The sequence below is a fragment of the Citrobacter sp. Ce006 genome (assembly GCF_030336535.1).
Classification (GTDB): domain Bacteria; phylum Pseudomonadota; class Gammaproteobacteria; order Enterobacterales; family Enterobacteriaceae; genus Citrobacter; species Citrobacter europaeus.
Genome location: NZ_JAOWDO010000067.1, coordinates 17,565 through 35,708, shown reverse-complemented (window position 1 = coordinate 35,708; position 18,144 = coordinate 17,565). Strand labels below are relative to the sequence as shown.

Genomic DNA, 18,144 nt, shown 5'->3' with positions numbered 1-18,144 from the left:
TGATCCAAAAAGGCGACTTCGGTCGCCTTTTTTTATGACCAAAATATTTAAACACCAAGGATTGCATCATGATTAACAAAATTTTCGCTCTCCCGGTCATTGAACAAATTACCTCTGTCCTCTCCCGCCGTCAGCTTGATGAGCTTGAGGTTCTTGTTGTCGATCACCCACAGGTTAAAGCTTCTTTCGCACTGCAGGGCGCACACCTTCTTTCCTGGAAACCAAACGGCGAAGAGGAAGTTCTGTGGTTAAGTAACAACACTCCGTTTAAAACCGGCGTAGCGCTGCGTGGCGGCGTACCAATATGCTGGCCGTGGTTTGGTCCGGCGGCTCAGCAGGGTCTGCCTTCTCATGGCTTTGCCCGTAACCTGCCATGGACGCTAAAAGCACACAACGAAGACGACAATAGCGTGGTGCTGACGTTTGAACTGCAAAGCAACGCTGAAACGCGTCAGCTATGGCCGCATGAATTCTGCCTGTTGGCCCGTTTCAAAGTGGGCGCTACCTGTGAGATGGAACTGGAAGCTCACGGTGAGTTTGAAACCACCTCTGCGCTGCATACCTATTTCAACGTGGGTGACATTGCGGCAGTGAAAGTCAGTGGTCTTGGCGATCGACTGATCGATAAAGTGAATGATGCTAAAGAAGATGTGCTGGCTGATGGTATCCAGACCTTCCCGGACAGGACCGATCGTGTCTATCTGAACCCGGAAGCGTGCAGCGTGATTCATGATGCTGCGTTGAATCGCAATATCGACGTCGTCCACCACCATCATCTGAACGTCGTGGGCTGGAACCCGGGCCCGGCACTGTCCGTCAGCATGGGCGACATCCCTGATGACGGCTACAAAACGTTTGTTTGCGTAGAGACGGCTTATGCGACAGCTCCGCAGAAAACCACTGAAGAAAAACCGTCTCGCCTGGCGCAAACTATCCGGGTAGCTAAACGCTAACACAGCTCTGCGCACCATGCCGGATGCGGCTCACGCCTTATCCGGCCTACAAACCGCTCGCAGCCGTAGGCTATTCGACAAATCAGGCCATATCCAGCGCCGTTTTGCCTTTTGGTGCCGGATATGCCTTATCTAACTGCTTCAGCTCATCAACAGAGAGCGCTATCTCCAGGGCAGCGGCATTCTGTTCCACATGCGCTACGCTTGCCGCTTTCGGAATCGCCATTACGCCCGGAAGACGAATCACCCACGCCAGCAAAACCTGAGCAGCGCTAACATTGTGCGCGCGCGCAATGTCGTTAACCACAGAGTTAGAAAGCAAGTCACCGCGCAGTCGACCTGCCTGAGCCAGTGGGCTGTAAGCCATAACTGGCATCTGCTGCTGCTGGCACCACGGCAGCAAATCATATTCAATACCGCGCGATGCTAAATGATAAAGCACCTGGTTAGTTGCGCATTCCCGTCCACCAGGTACCTGCCATAACGCCTGCATATCATCATAATCGAGATTTGAGACGCCCCAGCGACGGATTTTCCCCTGCGCGATAAGCGCTTCCATAGCGTCGATGGTCTCAGCAAATGAAAAATTTCCCGACCAGTGCAGCAAATAGAGATCCAGATAATCAGTTTTCAGTCGACGCAAGCTCGCTTCACAGGCGGTAATGGCCTTCTGTCCACCGGCATTCCAGGGATAAACTTTCGAGACTAAAAAGGCGTTATCACGCCGCCCCGTTATTGCTTCACCCACTACCTCTTCCGCTGCGCCATCAGCATACATTTCGGCGGTATCAATCAGCCGTAGCCCGAGATCAAGACCCGCTCGCAGGGCTGAAACCTCATCCCGGCGTCGGCTTCGGTCCTCGCCCATGTACCATGTTCCCTGCCCAATAGCAGGAAGCGATTCCTGCTTTGTAAACATCACCTGTTTCGCTGTCATCGCACCCTCCTGTGTTAATGCACCACAGTAAAGCAAAACAACCGGCATGTGTCCTGTTAAGGTGCACAAATTGCACCATCCGTGATTGGGATTGACCGCTATGGCAATGGCATAAAAAACCCGGGAAGAAATAATGTTCCCGGGCTAAATAGAAAAAATTCTTAACTGCGCGGCGATTATTTCAAGCGGCCTAAATATTTACCCTCTTTCATCGCATTGATCTTTCCATTTTTATAAACGATGACGGAAATCAGGCCCGCGCTATAAGTCTGAGCTTCTGCACTGTTCTCATCATTTGCCGCAGCTTTGCCATTAATATAAGCAATACCATCAGCGCCGCGTTTAAAGTCTACGCCCAGTTTATTCACATGCACTGGTGTGATTTTAGTGACGTGTACCGGAGCATTCGCATCGCTGACCATCGTTTTATGTTCATGCTGCAGCTGCTGTCGATATGCTTCACTGATGGCATAGGCGGGCACCGCTGCAGATGTCGCTGCCAGCACAGCGATAATTATTAATTTTTTCATAAGTTAAATCTTAATATTTGTCGTGTTTGTGGTGATGACTGGTATTAGTATCATTTGAGCTATATACGTTTTGCGCGTTTTCCATAGCCTGTTTTTCAGCTGCGGCATTGATTGTCGCCTGACGGTTTTGCTCTGCGATATAGCAGGCATCGCGGCTCACGCCCTTGCTTTCGCAAGCATTCATGCGTGAAGCCTCAGTGGAACATCCCGCCAGAACGCAGCTCATCATCGCTATCAAGATTAACTTTTTCATTATTTATACCCGGTTGATTCTCAAGAAAGCCACATGGCATGTAATACCTCAGCCACGCAGAGTTACTGTCTTAACTTTAAGTTGGATTAATATCTGCAATAGATAATTTAATGTCAATTTTAATTTTTTCAGATAAATACCTAAAAGATGTAAAGTAAAAATGAATTGAATGGTTTTCTTTTTTTCAAATGAAAGTTAACTTTCAATGTTAATCAAAAAGAATAAAATAGTTATCAACTGTTTTATAGCGCACGATAAGAAATAATAAATGCATGCTACGATTATAAAAGAGAATCCTATCAAGATATTGCACAAACCAAAATCACTTACACAGGACAATGATTCGTAAAATTGTGCAGATACGCCTCCCTTACCAAACGAAGATATTTAAGGTTAATCATGCAAGAGGTTTAATTTTGGTAATTGCGACAGAGAAACTACGTTAAATATTCGTTGCGACCAGGTGTAATGTCATAATGGCACAAAAAATCAAATCTCATGTTTTAGATCAACATTCATCTCTGTTACGCACAAAAAAGCCCGCATCTCTGCGGGCTAGTGTTTGACACGCAGTGGTATCAGAATTTGTAGGTCACACCCACTGAGAAGATGCCAGACCAGGACTTGTCAACCATTGGGCTGTCCTTCACTTCATCACTCAAACGCACATAACGGCCAGTGCCGTATACGTTCCAGTTGCCAAGGAAGTTATAGCTCGCGGTTAACTCCAGGAACGGATCCCAACCATCGTCAGCGTTGTAGCTTTTCAGACCACTGCGGCGAGACTCGTTATTAGACACGCCATAATAATAGTCGTTGTAGTTTTCGCTGCTGTACTGCACACCGATACCCGGCGTCAGAGTCAGCGCACCGTTGGTGTAACGGTAGAGCCAGGCCAGATCCCAGATAAAACCATTGCTGTTATCCAGAGTATCACCCGCCAGTGCAGTACGCAGGAAACCATACTGGGTGTTATGTACATACGAGAGGCCAGCCATCAAGCTGCTTTTACGCTTGTCGAGTTGGCGCAAAGCATGGCTATCGCTATCACCCGGCTTGAAGTGCGTCGGATCATAGTACGCCATGATGGAGAGCTTATCTGCCGTATCATTCCACAGATAGTAGCCGCCACCCAGACCGTGGAACCAGACGTTATCGCCTTCATAGGTGACAACCGGAACGGGATAAACATCACGATCATACTGTTTGTACGGGCTGTTAATCACGCCGGCACCTGCACCAACAGTCCACTGACTTTCCGCCTGTGCGGTGCTAACTGCGGTTGCTGCAAGGATGCCCAATGCCAGAAGTTTGAGTTTGGTCACAGTCCATAATTCCTTATTCAAATGTGTAGCGGTCAAAGTGTAACCGCCAATACGCTTCAGCCCAACTATTTTACGTATTCGCCCCGGAATGTAACCCCCTAATTTCTCAGCGAGTGATGACAATTTGCTTGCAGAAGGGTTAACACTGTATGAATCCTGCCTCATTTCTTTACATAAGATGTGCTTTTTTTGCTGATGAGTTATTGATATGCCATTGAAATTCATTTGCGCACACAGGCAAGTTTTGCAAATGCCATCTACGCTTAATTTTAGAAGGTGTATCACCGAATGCGTTGATCTCCTGACCACCACAATGGCATGAGAGTTGCTTATTTCTTCAGCGGCGACGTCGTTCAGTTTACCTCTTCAGGGGCCTCTACTATTCATATGAACGGCTCTTAACATGTGCTAAAAAACGAAAGGACGGCATACCATGAATATATTCGATCACTATCGCCAGCGTTATGAAGCTGCCAAGGACGAAGAGTTCACGCTGCAGGAGTTTCTTACCACTTGTCGGCAAGATCGCAGTGCTTATGCCAACGCGGCAGAGCGGCTATTAATGGCTATTGGTGAGCCTGTCATGGTCGACACTGCCCACGAACCTCGACTTTCTCGACTCTTTTCGAATCGGGTGATTGCACGATATCCCGCCTTTGAAGAGTTTTACGGCATGGAAGACGCCATTGAGCAGATTGTTTCTTATTTGAAGCATGCGGCACAAGGTCTGGAAGAGAAGAAGCAGATCCTGTATCTGCTGGGGCCTGTGGGAGGGGGGAAATCATCTCTTGCTGAGCGGCTGAAGTCGCTGATGCAGCGAGTACCGATTTATGTCCTGAGCGCCAATGGCGAACGTAGTCCGGTAAACGATCATCCGTTATGCCTGTTTAATCCACAGGAAGACGCGCAGATTCTGGAAAAAGAGTATGGGATCCCGCGTCGCTATCTCGGTACGATCATGTCGCCGTGGGCTGCGAAACGTCTGCATGATTTTGGCGGGGACATTACAAAATTCCGCGTCGTCAAAGTCTGGCCGTCTATTCTGGAGCAGATCGCAATCGCCAAAACGGAGCCTGGTGATGAAAACAACCAGGATATCTCTGCGCTGGTGGGGAAAGTGGATATTCGTAAACTCGAACACCACGCCCAGAACGATCCTGATGCCTATGGTTATTCGGGTGCACTGTGCCGCTCAAACCAGGGGATTATGGAGTTCGTTGAGATGTTTAAAGCACCGATTAAAGTGCTGCATCCTCTGCTGACCGCAACCCAGGAAGGAAACTACAACGGGACAGAAGGTATCTCCGCCCTGCCGTTTAACGGGATTATTCTTGCCCACTCGAACGAATCCGAATGGGTGACGTTCCGTAATAACAAAAACAATGAGGCGTTCCTTGACCGTGTTTACATCGTCAAAGTGCCTTATTGCCTGCGGATCTCCGAAGAGATCAAGATTTACGAAAAACTGCTCAATCATAGTGAGCTGACCCATGCGCCTTGCGCGCCGGGTACGCTGGAAACGCTCTCTCGCTTCACCATTCTTTCTCGTCTGAAAGAACCTGAGAACTCGAGCATTTACTCGAAGATGCGCGTTTACGATGGTGAAAGCCTGAAAGATACCGATCCAAAAGCGAAGTCCTACCAGGAGTATCGGGATTACGCTGGGGTAGATGAGGGAATGAACGGTCTCTCCACGCGTTTTGCGTTTAAGATCCTTTCTCGCGTCTTTAACTTTGATCATGCAGAAGTTGCGGCGAACCCGGTGCATCTGTTCTACGTCCTGGAACAGCAAATCGAGCGCGAACAGTTCCCACAGGAGCTGGCTGAACGATATCTTGAGTTCCTGAAAGGTTATCTGATCCCGAAATATGCTGAATTCATTGGCAAAGAGATCCAGACAGCCTATCTCGAATCCTATTCCGAATATGGACAAAATATTTTCGACCGCTATGTCACTTATGCGGATTTCTGGATTCAGGATCAGGAGTATCGCGACCCGGATACCGGTCAGCTGTTTGACCGTGAGTCGCTGAACTCAGAACTGGAGAAAATTGAGAAGCCGGCGGGTATCAGTAACCCGAAAGATTTCCGTAACGAGATCGTTAACTTTGTTCTGCGTGCCAGAGCGAATAACAGCGGTCGTAACCCAAACTGGACCAGTTACGAAAAATTGCGCACGGTTATTGAGAAGAAAATGTTCTCCAATACCGAAGAGCTGCTGCCGGTCATTTCGTTCAACGCCAAAACCTCGACTGACGAGCAGAAAAAGCACGACGATTTTGTCGATCGTATGATGGAAAAAGGCTACACGCGTAAACAGGTGCGTTTACTGTGCGAATGGTATTTGCGCGTACGTAAATCGTCCTAATAGCATAAATGCCCGGTGGCGCATGCGCTTACCGGGCTTGCAAAACAATGTTCCGTAGGCCGGATAGCGCCAGCGCCATCCGGCACTTACAGACATGGCGAACAGTTGGCAGTACGGGGGGCATATGACCTGGTTCATAGACCGACGTCTTAACGGCAAAAACAAGAGCACGGTAAACCGTCAGCGCTTCTTACGCCGTTATAAATCGCAAATTAAACAGTCGATCTCCGAGGCCATTAACAAGCGTTCGGTGACTGATGTGGATAGCGGCGAATCTGTCTCTATTCCGAGCGATGATATTAGCGAACCGATGTTCCACCAGGGGCGTGGCGGCCTGCGCCATCGTGTGCATCCGGGTAACGACCATTTTGTGCAGAATGACCGTATTGAGCGCCCACAGGGTGGCGGCGGCGGTTCAGGAAGCGGGCAAGGCCAGGCCAGCCAGGATGGCGAAGGTCAGGATGAATTCGTCTTCCAGATCTCTAAAGATGAGTATCTCGATCTGTTGTTCGAAGATTTAGCACTTCCTAACCTGAAGCAGAATCAACAGCGTCAGTTAACGGAGTACAAAACGCACCGGGCAGGGTTTACCTCAAACGGTGTGCCTGCCAACATCAGCGTGGTGCGCTCCCTGCAAAACTCACTGGCGCGCCGCACGGCGATGACGGCGGGTAAGCGTCGCGAACTGCATGCGCTCGAAGCAGATTTGGAAACCATCGCGAAAAGTGAACCAGCGCAGTTGCTGGAAGAAGAACGGTTACGCAAAGAAATTGCCGAATTACGGGCAAAAATCGAACGCGTGCCGTTTATCGACACCTTTGATTTACGCTACAAGAATTATGAAAAACGGCCCGATCCTTCCAGCCAGGCAGTGATGTTTTGTCTGATGGACGTTTCTGGCTCAATGGATCAGTCGACCAAAGACATGGCCAAGCGTTTTTACATCCTGCTGTATTTGTTCCTGAGCAGGACCTACAAAAACGTGGAAGTGGTTTATATTCGCCACCATACCCAGGCGAAAGAGGTGGATGAGCACGAGTTCTTCTACTCTCAGGAAACCGGTGGCACCATTGTCTCCAGCGCGTTGAAGTTAATGGATGAAGTGGTAAAAGACCGTTACGACCCGGCCCAGTGGAATATTTATGCCGCACAGGCCTCGGACGGTGATAACTGGGCGGATGATTCACCGTTGTGTCACGAGATTCTGGCGAAAAAACTGCTACCGGTGGTGCGATATTATAGCTATATCGAAATCACCCGCCGCGCGCACCAGACCTTGTGGCGTGAATACGAACATCTACAGTCAACGTTTGAAAATTTTGCGATGCAGCATATCCGCGACCAGGATGATATTTATCCGGTATTCCGCGAACTGTTTCATAAGCAAAGTACGACCAGTAATAGCTGACCACATAAACAAATCAGCCAGAGATTACCTCCTCTGGCTGATTTTTATGACCACGTATCTTGACCAGACTTTATGTCATAGCGCATTTTGTCTCAGGCAAGCCACTTCCACTTCGAGCGCGGAAATATCGCCAGAAGACAACAGAGGTTGCATTTTCACGAGTGACTCCTCTGGTAGCTGGTACAAATTAAGGGCCAGTAATCGTTCAATTTCACCCATCGGCAGGCGATATTTTATTATTTTAGCCGGATTACCTCCGACTACAGCATACGGTGCCACATCTTTAGTCACCACCGCACCTGCTGCAACAACAGCGCCTTCCCCAATAGTAACGCCTGGCATGATCATGGCCCGCATACCTAACCAACAACCATCATGCAACACCGTGTCGCCCCGAAACTCGTAAGCATCTTTGATTGACGCCATAAAAGGATAAAGGCTGATCCAGTCAAGCCGATGCGTACTATTTCCACCCATCAGAATAACGCTTTCCGCGCCTATGCAGACGAAATTCCCGATAATCAACTTATCCAAATGTCCAAGCGGTTCCCAGTCTTTGCTGATCTCATCGCCGAGTAAATACCTCACAACCGAACGTTCGAATCCTTGATCCCAGCAATCACTGTAATAACTATGTGTACCCTTAATAATAATATTAGGGTTGGTCACCGTCTGATGAAGATACTCCATTCTCGACCAGTGTTTTTCTGACACTTCACCATCCTTTTATCATTGAGTTTTAAAACACCCTACATCCTTTCCACCAGCGGATAGAAGTCTTTATTTTCTTTTTGCATACGCTCATACACTTTGCGTAGAACATTGTTGGCATCACATCTGAATGCCGCATCATTACCTACTAATTTACTGGCAATATTCCAGCGCCGGGAAAAAACTTCATATTCACTGACGATATCCGTCATTTCGCGTTGAAATTTTGAGCTAACCTGTCTGAGCGTGCTGCTTCCATCATGTTCAATATGCGGATAAAGGAACTGATCTTCAGCAGACAAATGCGTTTTAATAATTGCACTCATGCTAACGATCGCAGTAGCAATTTCCTGAGCATTGGATGATACCCCTGCATGGCTCAACTTACGCAGAAATGATATTTTTTCCAGGATTTCAACATGCTGATTTTTCATTTTATCAATATTCATCCGGTTATCCTTTTCATTTTCCCTTTACGGAGCAGCAGGCAATGTAGTTGAGCTGGTGACGTTGCGAACGGAAGAAGCGAAACATTTTCAGGAACCGGCGACGATTGTCACTCGTGCGTAATCCGTTAAACACAATTTTAATCGCTCCTGTCAGCCCTTCATCACGAATTAATCCTCGCGGCGACATCAGCGACATATCGCCATTCTGCTGCAGGACCTGTTCAAACCCACAGTTGAGAAATAACTCGCGCCAGGCTTGTCTGGTCATCGGGCTGACATTCGACTTCACCACCTCTACAAGCTGGCCCTGCTCGCCCGCGCCCAGTTTTTGTGCGGTAAACATAATGTCGTGAGTGAGCAGACGACCGCCGGGCTTCAATACGCGAAAATACTCGGCAACTAACTTCGCCTTCGCTTTATCGGCATACATTGTCAGCATGGCTTCGTTAATCACAACGTCGAAACTGTTATCCGCAAAAGGAAGGATGTTGGCGTTAGCAGCCATGACGTGAATGTGATTTTCCAGACCTTTTGCCGCCACGTTGTTTCTGGCGTTTTCCAGTGCGGTTTTATCCATATCAATGGCGTATACCGTACAACCATAGCGTTGAACTAACTCTATCGCCGTCGTGGCCATGTTGCATGCCACTTCAAGTACCTGCCTGTTGGACGTTAACTGTGACTGGCTGAACAACCACTCTGTTGCTTCAACGCCTCCCGGACGCAGACGTGTTTTGCCCAGGCTGGCTAAGAAAGTATGCCCCGCTTTTTCAGTCGCGCTCATCTGTCTGTCTCCTTTTCTATAAGTTGCATTATAAATACAACATTAAGAGTTAAAGGTGAAGCACGCGAATGATTTTTATTACAAAATGTCCTTTCCAGTAGCGTTAGAGCGGATGTATGCCGTGTGATAGACTGAAGTATCAGAATTACAGGGCTGTAAATCATTATGAAATTGCATCATAAAGCGCTCAGGCTCTTTATCTCCGTCAGCGTAATTGTTTTGACGTCTTCTTTTTTGGTTTATGAGCTCATTGCCAGCGATAAATCAATGAATGCGTATATGCGCTATATCAATGAGAAAGCAGACTCGTCGTTTCTCTATGATAAGTATACTAATCAAAGCATTGCAGCCCATCTGATGCGCACTTTTTCATCCCCCCAGGAACCTGCTTCTGTCGAGCAACAAAAAGCACTTTGCAACGCTTTCGACAGCGTTAACGGCACTCATGGGCTCAACCTCACGAAGCATAGCTACCAGCCATTACACGGTACGTTGCAAACTACCTCCACAAAATGTAGCGAGAAACTTGAAGATATATTTCTACTGCCTTCTTTTGACCAGGCGGTAAACGTTAATCGTGAGCAAAAAGATTACGGCCAGGGATTAGGTACGCTGGAGTATAAATTTCGATATTACGTCGATCTCAAGAATAATTATGTCTATTTCTATGATCTGATCGACTCGCGAAAATTTGCGATACACAACTGGTCGTTTTTGCAAAAAGGTACCCTGGGAATCGACCAGAATGATATTGACGGTATCTTCACGGGGCGCACGGTGATCTCCAGCATTTATGAAGATAATCTGACCGAGAAAAAGGTGATGAGCTTTTTAACACCGGTCTACTATGCCAGTAAGTTAAAAGGCGTGGTGATGGTGGATATCAACAAAGAGAATTTAAAGAATATTTTTTATACCAGCGACCGCCCTCTCGTCTGGCGCTATCTTAACGTAACGCTCTCGGACATCAACTCTGGTAAAGAGATACTCGTTCACCAAAGCGAGACCAACCTGTTTCGCTACGTTCACTACCAGAAGGAGATACCCGGCGGGATACGCATCACTTTATCGCTTGATTTTATGTACTTTATTGTCTCCTCCTGGAAAATATTCGCCTTCTATCTGCTAGCGACGATCCTGCTGCTGAATATGGTCAGAACACACTTTCGGCTGTACCACAACGTCACGCGGGAAAACATCAGTGACGCGATGACCGGGCTCTATAACCGTAAAATTCTCACGCCGACGCTCGAACAGCGTTTACAGCAGTTAGTAAACTCAGGCACCCTCGTGACCTTTATCGCCATTGATTGCGATAAACTAAAAGTCATTAATGATACGCTGGGTCATAAGGAAGGCGATCGCATTATCACCATTCTGGCCAAAGCTATTCAAACCTCGATTCGCAAAAGCGACTATGCCATCCGCCTCGGTGGGGATGAGTTTTGTATTATCCTCATCGATCACCCCGGCGAATTAACGCCTCGCCTGCTGGAGAGGATCCGCTATAACTTACAAATTATTGCGCAAGATATATCAATCAGCTTTTCCGCAGGGATTTATAATATGCAGCCAAACGACACCATCGATGATGCCTATAAAGCATCCGATGCACAGCTCTACCTGAACAAACAGAAAAAACGCACCGGTGCGTGATCTTTTTTCTGACAGGATTTTCATTGTTGTACCAGGAGTAAGTCATGACGGAAGTGAACAAAGGTAACGCCACACATCAGCGTTTAATTTCGCTGTTGGCAGAACAAGGCGCAACGTATCGCGTGATAAGCCATGAAGCCGTAGGTAAATGTGAAGCGGTTTCTGAAATTCGTGGTACCGCGCTGGGTCAGGGAGCAAAAGCGCTGGTCTGTAAGGTGAAAGGCAACGGTGTAAATCAGCATGTACTGGCGATTCTGCCTGCCGACCAGCAGGCTGACCTGAGCCTGCTCGCCAGTCATATCGGCGGGTTAAGAGCATCACTTGCCAGCCCTGCGGAAGTCGATGAGCTGACAGGCTGCGTATTTGGCGCTATCCCACCGTTTAGCTTCCATCCAAATCTCAAGCTGGTTGCCGATCCGCTATTATTTGCGCGTTTTAATGAAATTGCGTTCAATGCCGGGGTGCTCGAAAAATCCGTGATTATGGATACCGCAGATTATCTGCGCATCGCGCAACCGGAATTAATCCCGTTCCGCCGCGAGCAATAACAGCCCGAGTTAGCAGTAAAATACGTCGCGTCGTGCGTTAGCCCAAAAAAAATAATAATCATTAAAAAAAGCCTGTTCCGTCACGCATTTACGCGTACAGTAAGCAGGCTTATTTTTTCTTTTGGCAAGGAAACTACGATGTTTGATGTCACTCTGCTGATCCTGCTCGGACTGGCAGCTCTGGGCTTTGTCAGCCACAACACCACTGTTGCTGTTTCAATTCTGGTGCTGATCATTGTCCGTGTTACCCCTCTGAATACTTTCTTCCCATGGATAGAAAAACAGGGCCTGACCGTCGGGATTATCATTCTGACCATTGGCGTTATGGCGCCGATCGCCAGCGGAACGCTACCGCCCTCCACGCTCATCCACTCCTTTGTTAACTGGAAATCACTGGTCGCTATTGCCGTCGGGGTATTTGTCTCCTGGCTTGGCGGGCGCGGTATCACGCTCATGGGCAGCCAGCCTCAGCTCGTTGCCGGTTTACTGGTGGGCACGGTACTGGGCGTGGCGCTATTTCGCGGTGTGCCGGTGGGGCCGCTCATTGCAGCAGGTCTGGTGTCATTGATTGTTGGGAAGCAGTAGCCAGCCCAGCCAGATAACGGCCTGGCGTCTGCCCCAGGCCTTTTTTGAACATGGTGATAAATGCCGTGGTTGAATCGTAACCGAGCATTTGCGCAACCTGTTGCACGTTATGACCATCTATCAGCGCCTGCAGCGCCAGAATCAGTTGAAGCTGGTGACGCCAACGGCGAAAACTCAACCCCGTTTCCTTAACGACCAGACGGGCAAGGTTCCGCTCACTCATCGCAAATACGCTGGCCCACTGCCCCAAGGTCTGCCACTGCGCCGGTTCCCGCGCCATCGTCGCGACCATTTTGCGGATTTTCGGGTGTTCGGAAACCGGTAACTGCATTTGCTCCTGCGGCTGCTGCGGAAGTTCATCAAATAATACCTGCGTCAGTCGCTGGGTTGCCGGCTCCAGTCGTTGAGTATCCGTTTTGGACGCCAGCGCCAGAATAAGCTCCCGACATAACGGGGCGATTTTCAGCGTGCAGCAGCGTTCGGGCATCACGACGGCCTGCGGCTCAATAAACAAAAAGCACAATTGCGCGCCAACGGTAACGTGGTTGCTGTGTGGAATTTCACCGGGGATCCACACCGCATATTGCGGGGGCACCATCCACATAGCATTCTCAACCTCACAGGTGATCGCGCCATGCAACGCCAGAATCAACTGGCCTTTACGGTGCTGATGCAGCGGACTGAAAAGTTCATCTTCCCGGGCCTGAATACAAAACGCCACCGCCGCATCGTGGTGAAGATCGGGTTCGTATCCATCCAGCCTCAGTCCTAACATAAAAATGTCCGATTTAAGCGATAAACTGTCATTTTAGCTTGATTCATCCATTGAGTAAAAACGATAAGGTATCGCCTCGCCTGACGATATGAGAAAAAAATGACAAATACACCTTCCTCCCGTGGCAAGAACGCAGCGTTGCTGATCGCGGGGATCCTGATGATTGCCACCACATTGCGCGTCACCTTTACCGGTGCCGCCCCATTGCTGGATGCAATTCGCGCCGATTATGGTCTGAGCACCGCCCAGACGGGACTTCTGACCACCCTGCCGCTGCTGGCGTTTGCTCTGGTATCGCCTCTGGCCGCCGCCGTTGCGCGCCGTTGGGGCATCGAGCGCAGCCTGTTTGCCGCTATGCTACTGATTTGCGCAGGTATTGCGATACGTTCGCTACCCTCACCTGGGTTCCTGTTTAGTGGCACCGCCATCATTGGTTGCGGAATCGCACTGGGAAATGTGCTTTTACCTGGGCTGATTAAGCGTGATTTTGCTCAGCATGTGGCAAAACTCACTGGCGCATACTCATTGACCATGGGCGCGGCGGCGGCACTGGGTTCAGCTATTGTGGTTCCGCTGGCGTTGAACGGGTTTGGCTGGCGCGGTGCGCTGATGGTACTGATGGTTTTTCCGCTGCTGGCGCTGATTATCTGGTTACCTCAATGCCGCCAGAAGGCCAATGCCAGTCTGAGCAACTCGCGCGCATTGCATTCCCGCGCCATCTGGCGATCAAGCCTCGCCTGGCAGGTGACGCTGTTTCTCGGGATCAATTCACTTATCTACTACGTGATCATCGGCTGGCTGCCTGCCATTTTGATCAGCCACGGTTACAGCGAGGCGCAGGCTGGTTCGTTACATGGTTTACTGCAGTTGGCGACCGCCGCGCCAGGGTTATTGATCCCTCTAGTACTGAACAGATTTAAGGATCAGCGCGCCATCGCAGCTCTGGTTTCGTTAATGTGCGCCGTCGGCGCGGCAGGATTCGCGGTAATGCCTGACCAGGCATTGCTATGGACTATCCTGTTTGGCTTTGGCTCAGGCGCGACGATGATCCTCGGCTTGACCTTTATTGGCCTGCGCGCAAGCTCAGCACATCAGGCTGCTGCCCTGTCCGGCATGGCACAATCTGTTGGGTATTTACTGGCCGCCTGCGGGCCACCGCTGATGGGTAAAATTCACGACCTCAACGGTAGCTGGCTGATTCCATTAGCGGGTGTCGCCGTGTTAGCGATGCTGATGGCAGTGTTTGGTCTGTGCGCGGGACGCAATCGGGAAATCGCAAACGCATAATACAGCGGGCAGGTTCGTGAACAACCTGCCTGTTTTTTCATCCACGCGCAGCGCGCAGCATCGCCTGAACTAACGGCACGGGTTTTCCCGCGAGAGCTCCGCGTTCATGCTGAAAGAGCGTACCGACATAAAATGGATGCGTCACCAGCTCAATGGCGCGGATATCACCAGCTTCATCCCAACCGGTTACCCTAAGATCGCCGCTTTCAAGCTCGGCGGCAAAATCCTCCGATACGCCGTAGTTACAGTGATACCCCTCGGTGATAACATCCCGTCCGTAGGCTTTGGCAATCAGCGTATTGGCTCGCAGCTCAATATCATCCGTTTTTTCTACCAGCGAGCAGGTTAACGGCGCGATCACCATCCGACCCGTGCTGTCCGTCTCCGCGTGTGCGGCGTCGCTCCAGCCCAGCACGTTGCGGGCATACTCCAGAATCGCATGTTGAAAACCGCCACAGGTCCCCAGGAATGGGATGCTGTTTTCACGCGCGTGGCGTATCGCTATCAACGCCCCTTCAACATGGCGATATGGACTGCCAGGAACGACCCAGATGGCATCATAGCCGATCAAATCTTCACTGCTGCTGATATCAGATGTGGTTAGCCAGTCATAATCAGCCACCAATTCCAGGACGGCGGCGGCATCATCGATGGCAAGAGGGATAGCCTGGTGCGCTACAATATCGGGACTGTAATCGCCCACCAGCGCAATGCGAAGCGTATCTTTAATTGGGGAAATTTCCATTAAGCTTTCCTTATGTCCAGACAATGAGGGACACTATAAGGAGCCTCAGCCTACCTATTTTTTGTTGATATCACAATCCCTTAAATTGGGTGTCAGAGCGGGCAGAATGCTATAATGGTCACGTTTTACGATCTTATTTAACCGTAATAAAGGTGATGAAATATATCAAAGCAGTGGCTTAAAGGAGCGGATGAAAAGATGAAAATTCAATGTAAACGCGTGTATGACTCCGCGGAAAAAGATGATGGCTATCGCGTACTGGTCGACCGGTTGTGGCCTCGTGGGATAAAAAAAACCGACCTTGTTTTTGATGAATGGAATAAAGCGCTTACGCCGTCATCTGATTTACGTAAGGCGTTCCACGCAGAATTGATTGATTTTTCGCACTTTTCCGAGCAATACCGCACTGAACTGGCCCAACAGCAGCAGGAAGGAAAGCGTCTCGCAGAGATTGCCCGACAGCAAACCTTAACGCTACTGTATGCGGCGAAAAATACTCAGCAAAACCACGCACTGGTGCTCGCTGAGTGGCTACGTCAATGCTGACCGCGTATCACTTACCCGTTTCCGGATGATCTCTACGCCAGAGCGCCCATTCATCAATAACTTCACCGCCGGGTAGTTTGCAGTCTGACCTTACGCCTTGTGGGGTCTGCACCGCAATCAGCGAGCCGCCCTTTTGTTCGCAATACACCGATGCCGGATTCGCCATGCCAATCTTAGGTGGTTTGGGGGCTTCAGGCTGAGCGGTACATCCCGCCAGCACCAACAAGCCGGGCAAAACAATAGACGCCAGTTTCATATTTACTCCTGTTAAAAAACTTATCCTGGCAGGTTACCCCGACTTTACATCTATCTCCATATTTTCCTGCCAGCTATCCATTTTATGTTTACATTCTGTGCTGGATGGCGTGTTTCATCTTTCACCTTGATGTTCTATCATGCGGGCAACGTCAGCCCAGTCATTACTCAGGAGCATTTACACCTCATGTCGGACATGATCCTTGCCAGAGTCTCACAATCCTTAGCTACGGAGCAGTCAGTTGAGAGTCTGGTTCGCCAACTTCTGGAGATGCTGGAAGTGGTGACAGAGATGGAATCCACCTATTTAACCAAGGTCGATTTAGATGCCCGCCTGCAGCATATTTTGTACGCGCGCAATAGCAAGCAGATGCAGATCCCTGAGGGGCTGTCCGTACCGTGGGATGAGACGCTGTGCAAACGCGCCATAGACGAAAACTGTCTGTACAGCGATAACGTACCCGCCCGCTGGCCGGAATGCACCGCCGCCCGCACGCTGGAGATAACCACCTTCCTGAGCACTCCGGTTCATCTTCCCGACGGAACGTTTTACGGAACGCTCTGCGCCACCAGCCGTCGCCAGCATGCCTTGAGCCAACGTGGCGAGCAGGTGTTACATCTGTTTGCGGGCCTGATCGCCCAGTCGATTCAAAAAGAGTCGCTGGTGGCTCAGTTACGCGAAGCGAATGCCGCGCTGATTGCCCACTCCTATACCGATGCCCTGACCGGATTACCAAATCGGCGCGCAATCTTTGAAAATGTCGAGACCCTTTTTTCGCTTGCCCGCCACCTCAGGCAGAAGGTAGTCGTCGCCTATATTGATTTGGATGATTTCAAATTGATCAATGACCGCTTTGGTCATGAGGTTGGCGATCAGTTCCTGATCCAGATTGGTCAGCGCCTGCTTGGTGAATGCGGTGACAATGATATTCTTGGTCGACTGGGCGGTGATGAATTTTTAGTCGTTAGCCTGTCACCGGAAGATGACAAAGAGCAACGCGATCGCCTGCTGCAGGTAAAGAATCAACTGCATCAGCAAATTTGTGGCGACTACCTCCTGGGTGACATTCATCTGTTTTATCCTGGCGCCAGTCTGGGCATCGTGGAAATTGATCCGCTGGAGACTGATGTAAACTGTGCGCTTCACCTTGCAGACAGCGCTATGTACAAAGATAAGAAACGTCAGGATAAAACCCCTTTTGTCGTACATTAAGCCCTGCTATGCTGGCTCGTCTTTAAATCACTCTGGCAGATAATCGTATGCGACTCGGTATTATTTTCCCCGTCATCATTTTCATTTCCGCTGTCGTTTTCTTATCCTGGTTTTTTATTGGCGGTTACGCTGCGCCGGGAGCATAACGATGAAAAAAACAACGTTGATTATGATTGGGGTGGCTATCATCGTCGTTCTGGGAACGGAACTGGGCTGGTGGTAATCAAAGAAAAAGGCCACTTATCAGTGGCCTCTGTTGTCTATATGTTTACTTAGCTTTTGATTTTTCTGTAGATAAACAACACCACAATCGCGCCGATAACCGCTACGACGAAACTGCCGAAGTTGAAGCCATCGACTTTACCAAAACCAAAGAGGGTACTTATCCAGCCACCCACTACCGCACCAACCACCCCTAAGATAATGGTCATAAAGAATCCGCCGCCATCTTTACCCGGCATAATCCATTTTGCCAAAATCCCAGCGATAAGACCGAAAACCACCCATGAAATGATGCCCATAATTTTCCTCACTTATGTTTTTAAATTAACGATTCACTCGTCGTATAAAAGCATAGCATAGCGCTGAAAAATTAAAATTTGTGATCATCATCACTTCTGATTTTCATCTTTTTCCGATGTTTCATAATGTTATGACTGCTGAGCAACGTGCTAAATTTTTGTCGCATCTCGTCATTAATGTCGAATCGTCAGTCATCATACTTAACGCTTTGGCTGTCAGCCCCGCTATTGCTGGGTTTTCACTTCTGGCACACTTTATGCTTTAACAGCCCGTCACCATGACAAATCGTAGCCC

21 protein-coding genes and 1 pseudogene are annotated in these 18,144 nt (G+C 49.3%); 11 read left to right on the top strand and 11 right to left on the bottom strand.

Features of this window, described 5'->3' with window-relative positions:
- Positions 1 to 68 precede the first annotated feature (68 nt).
- Complete coding sequence (locus tag OGV94_RS09230) at positions 69 to 953, top strand: D-hexose-6-phosphate mutarotase (RefSeq protein WP_286523176.1); 885 nt, start codon at positions 69 to 71, stop codon at positions 951 to 953.
- Positions 954 to 1,035: 82 nt separating this feature from the next.
- On the opposite strand, the gene OGV94_RS09225 is transcribed toward OGV94_RS09230, so the two are convergent.
- From OGV94_RS09225 to OGV94_RS09210, 4 genes are all read right to left on the bottom strand, one after another.
- A complete protein-coding gene (locus OGV94_RS09225; protein ID WP_080625068.1) occupies positions 1,036 to 1,890 on the bottom strand; it encodes an aldo/keto reductase in 855 nt (284 codons plus the stop codon).
- A gap of 176 nt (positions 1,891 to 2,066) precedes the next feature.
- Positions 2,067 to 2,420, bottom strand: coding sequence for a hypothetical protein (locus OGV94_RS09220; protein ID WP_080625067.1), 354 nt, complete (start codon positions 2,418 to 2,420; stop codon positions 2,067 to 2,069).
- 10 nt (positions 2,421 to 2,430) lie between these two features.
- Positions 2,431 to 2,673, bottom strand: coding sequence for a hypothetical protein (locus OGV94_RS09215; protein WP_043016647.1), 243 nt, complete (start codon positions 2,671 to 2,673; stop codon positions 2,431 to 2,433).
- 578 nt (positions 2,674 to 3,251) lie between these two features.
- Complete coding sequence (locus OGV94_RS09210) at positions 3,252 to 3,998, bottom strand: MipA/OmpV family protein (RefSeq protein WP_043016648.1); 747 nt, start codon at positions 3,996 to 3,998, stop codon at positions 3,252 to 3,254.
- A 433-nt stretch (positions 3,999 to 4,431) separates the two neighbouring features.
- Here OGV94_RS09210 and yeaG point away from each other — a divergent pair, with 433 nt between their 5' ends.
- Entirely contained in the window at positions 4,432 to 6,366 is a 1,935-nt protein-coding gene (gene yeaG, locus OGV94_RS09205; protein WP_043016649.1) for a protein kinase YeaG, read from the top strand.
- Positions 6,367 to 6,490: 124 nt separating this feature from the next.
- A complete protein-coding gene (locus OGV94_RS09200; RefSeq protein ID WP_080625066.1) occupies positions 6,491 to 7,774 on the top strand; it encodes a YeaH/YhbH family protein in 1,284 nt (427 codons plus the stop codon).
- 75 nt (positions 7,775 to 7,849) lie between these two features.
- On the opposite strand, the gene OGV94_RS09195 is transcribed toward OGV94_RS09200, so the two are convergent.
- The 3 genes from OGV94_RS09195 to OGV94_RS09185 are packed head-to-tail and all read right to left on the bottom strand — an operon-like array spanning position 7,850 to position 9,718.
- On the bottom strand, positions 7,850 to 8,488 hold the full coding sequence (locus OGV94_RS09195; protein ID WP_286523174.1) for a CatB-related O-acetyltransferase: 639 nt from the start codon (positions 8,486 to 8,488) through the stop codon (positions 7,850 to 7,852).
- A gap of 35 nt (positions 8,489 to 8,523) precedes the next feature.
- Positions 8,524 to 8,934, bottom strand: a complete 411-nt coding sequence (locus tag OGV94_RS09190) for a hemerythrin domain-containing protein (RefSeq protein ID WP_043016652.1) — start codon at positions 8,932 to 8,934, stop codon at positions 8,524 to 8,526.
- 13 nt (positions 8,935 to 8,947) lie between these two features.
- Positions 8,948 to 9,718, bottom strand: coding sequence for a class I SAM-dependent methyltransferase (locus OGV94_RS09185; protein WP_286523172.1), 771 nt, complete (start codon positions 9,716 to 9,718; stop codon positions 8,948 to 8,950).
- Between the two features lie 165 nt (positions 9,719 to 9,883).
- Between OGV94_RS09185 and dgcJ the strand changes: the two genes are divergently transcribed.
- The 3 genes from dgcJ to OGV94_RS09170 all read left to right on the top strand — a co-directional run bounded on the left by dgcJ (position 9,884) and on the right by OGV94_RS09170 (position 12,507).
- Entirely contained in the window at positions 9,884 to 11,374 is a 1,491-nt protein-coding gene (gene dgcJ, locus OGV94_RS09180; protein WP_080625064.1) for a diguanylate cyclase DgcJ, read from the top strand.
- 44 nt (positions 11,375 to 11,418) lie between these two features.
- Positions 11,419 to 11,922: a YbaK/prolyl-tRNA synthetase associated domain-containing protein gene (locus OGV94_RS09175; protein ID WP_080625063.1), complete on the top strand. Its 504-nt coding sequence runs from the start codon at positions 11,419 to 11,421 to the stop codon at positions 11,920 to 11,922.
- Positions 11,923 to 12,060: 138 nt separating this feature from the next.
- Positions 12,061 to 12,507, top strand: a complete 447-nt coding sequence (locus tag OGV94_RS09170; protein WP_043016656.1) for a DUF441 domain-containing protein — start codon at positions 12,061 to 12,063, stop codon at positions 12,505 to 12,507.
- Here OGV94_RS09170 and OGV94_RS09165 read toward each other — a convergent pair.
- Positions 12,484 to 13,282: pseudogene (locus OGV94_RS09165) on the bottom strand (AraC family transcriptional regulator). The gene OGV94_RS09170 and the pseudogene OGV94_RS09165 overlap by 24 nt on opposite strands.
- A 99-nt stretch (positions 13,283 to 13,381) precedes the next feature.
- Between OGV94_RS09165 and OGV94_RS09160 the strand changes: the two are divergent.
- Complete coding sequence (locus OGV94_RS09160; RefSeq protein ID WP_080625062.1) at positions 13,382 to 14,569, top strand: CynX/NimT family MFS transporter; 1,188 nt, start codon at positions 13,382 to 13,384, stop codon at positions 14,567 to 14,569.
- Between the two features lie 37 nt (positions 14,570 to 14,606).
- On the opposite strand, the gene OGV94_RS09155 is transcribed toward OGV94_RS09160, so the two are convergent.
- Entirely contained in the window at positions 14,607 to 15,314 is a 708-nt protein-coding gene (locus tag OGV94_RS09155) for a CTP synthase C-terminal region-related (seleno)protein (protein ID WP_043016659.1), read from the bottom strand.
- A 198-nt stretch (positions 15,315 to 15,512) separates the two neighbouring features.
- On the opposite strand from OGV94_RS09155, the gene OGV94_RS09150 reads away from it, so the two are divergent.
- Positions 15,513 to 15,860 (top strand): DUF488 domain-containing protein, encoded by a 348-nt coding sequence (locus OGV94_RS09150; protein ID WP_080625061.1) that lies wholly within the window; start codon positions 15,513 to 15,515, stop codon positions 15,858 to 15,860.
- A gap of 7 nt (positions 15,861 to 15,867) precedes the next feature.
- On the opposite strand, the gene OGV94_RS09145 is transcribed toward OGV94_RS09150, so the two are convergent.
- Positions 15,868 to 16,116: a putative hemolysin gene (locus tag OGV94_RS09145; RefSeq protein ID WP_047411803.1), complete on the bottom strand. Its 249-nt coding sequence runs from the start codon at positions 16,114 to 16,116 to the stop codon at positions 15,868 to 15,870.
- Between the two features lie 186 nt (positions 16,117 to 16,302).
- On the opposite strand from OGV94_RS09145, the gene OGV94_RS09140 reads away from it, so the two are divergent.
- From OGV94_RS09140 to yoaJ, 3 genes are read left to right on the top strand one after another with little or no spacing between them, the layout of a single operon-like run.
- The gene (locus tag OGV94_RS09140; RefSeq protein ID WP_080625060.1) at positions 16,303 to 17,328 is read left to right on the top strand and encodes a sensor domain-containing diguanylate cyclase; all 1,026 of its coding nucleotides are present in this window, start codon (positions 16,303 to 16,305) and stop codon (positions 17,326 to 17,328) included.
- 47 nt (positions 17,329 to 17,375) lie between these two features.
- Positions 17,376 to 17,474 carry a YoaK family small membrane protein gene (locus OGV94_RS09135; RefSeq protein WP_032941789.1) on the top strand — a complete coding sequence of 33 codons (99 nt, stop codon included), beginning with the start codon at positions 17,376 to 17,378 and terminating at the stop codon, positions 17,472 to 17,474.
- A 2-nt stretch (positions 17,475 to 17,476) separates the two neighbouring features.
- Complete coding sequence (gene yoaJ / locus OGV94_RS09130) at positions 17,477 to 17,551, top strand: protein YoaJ (protein WP_099530266.1); 75 nt, start codon at positions 17,477 to 17,479, stop codon at positions 17,549 to 17,551.
- Between the two features lie 49 nt (positions 17,552 to 17,600).
- Here yoaJ and OGV94_RS09125 read toward each other — a convergent pair whose 3' ends face one another.
- Positions 17,601 to 17,849 carry a GlsB/YeaQ/YmgE family stress response membrane protein gene (locus OGV94_RS09125; protein ID WP_043016663.1) on the bottom strand — a complete coding sequence of 83 codons (249 nt, stop codon included), beginning with the start codon at positions 17,847 to 17,849 and terminating at the stop codon, positions 17,601 to 17,603.
- Positions 17,850 to 18,144: the final 295 nt, after the last annotated feature.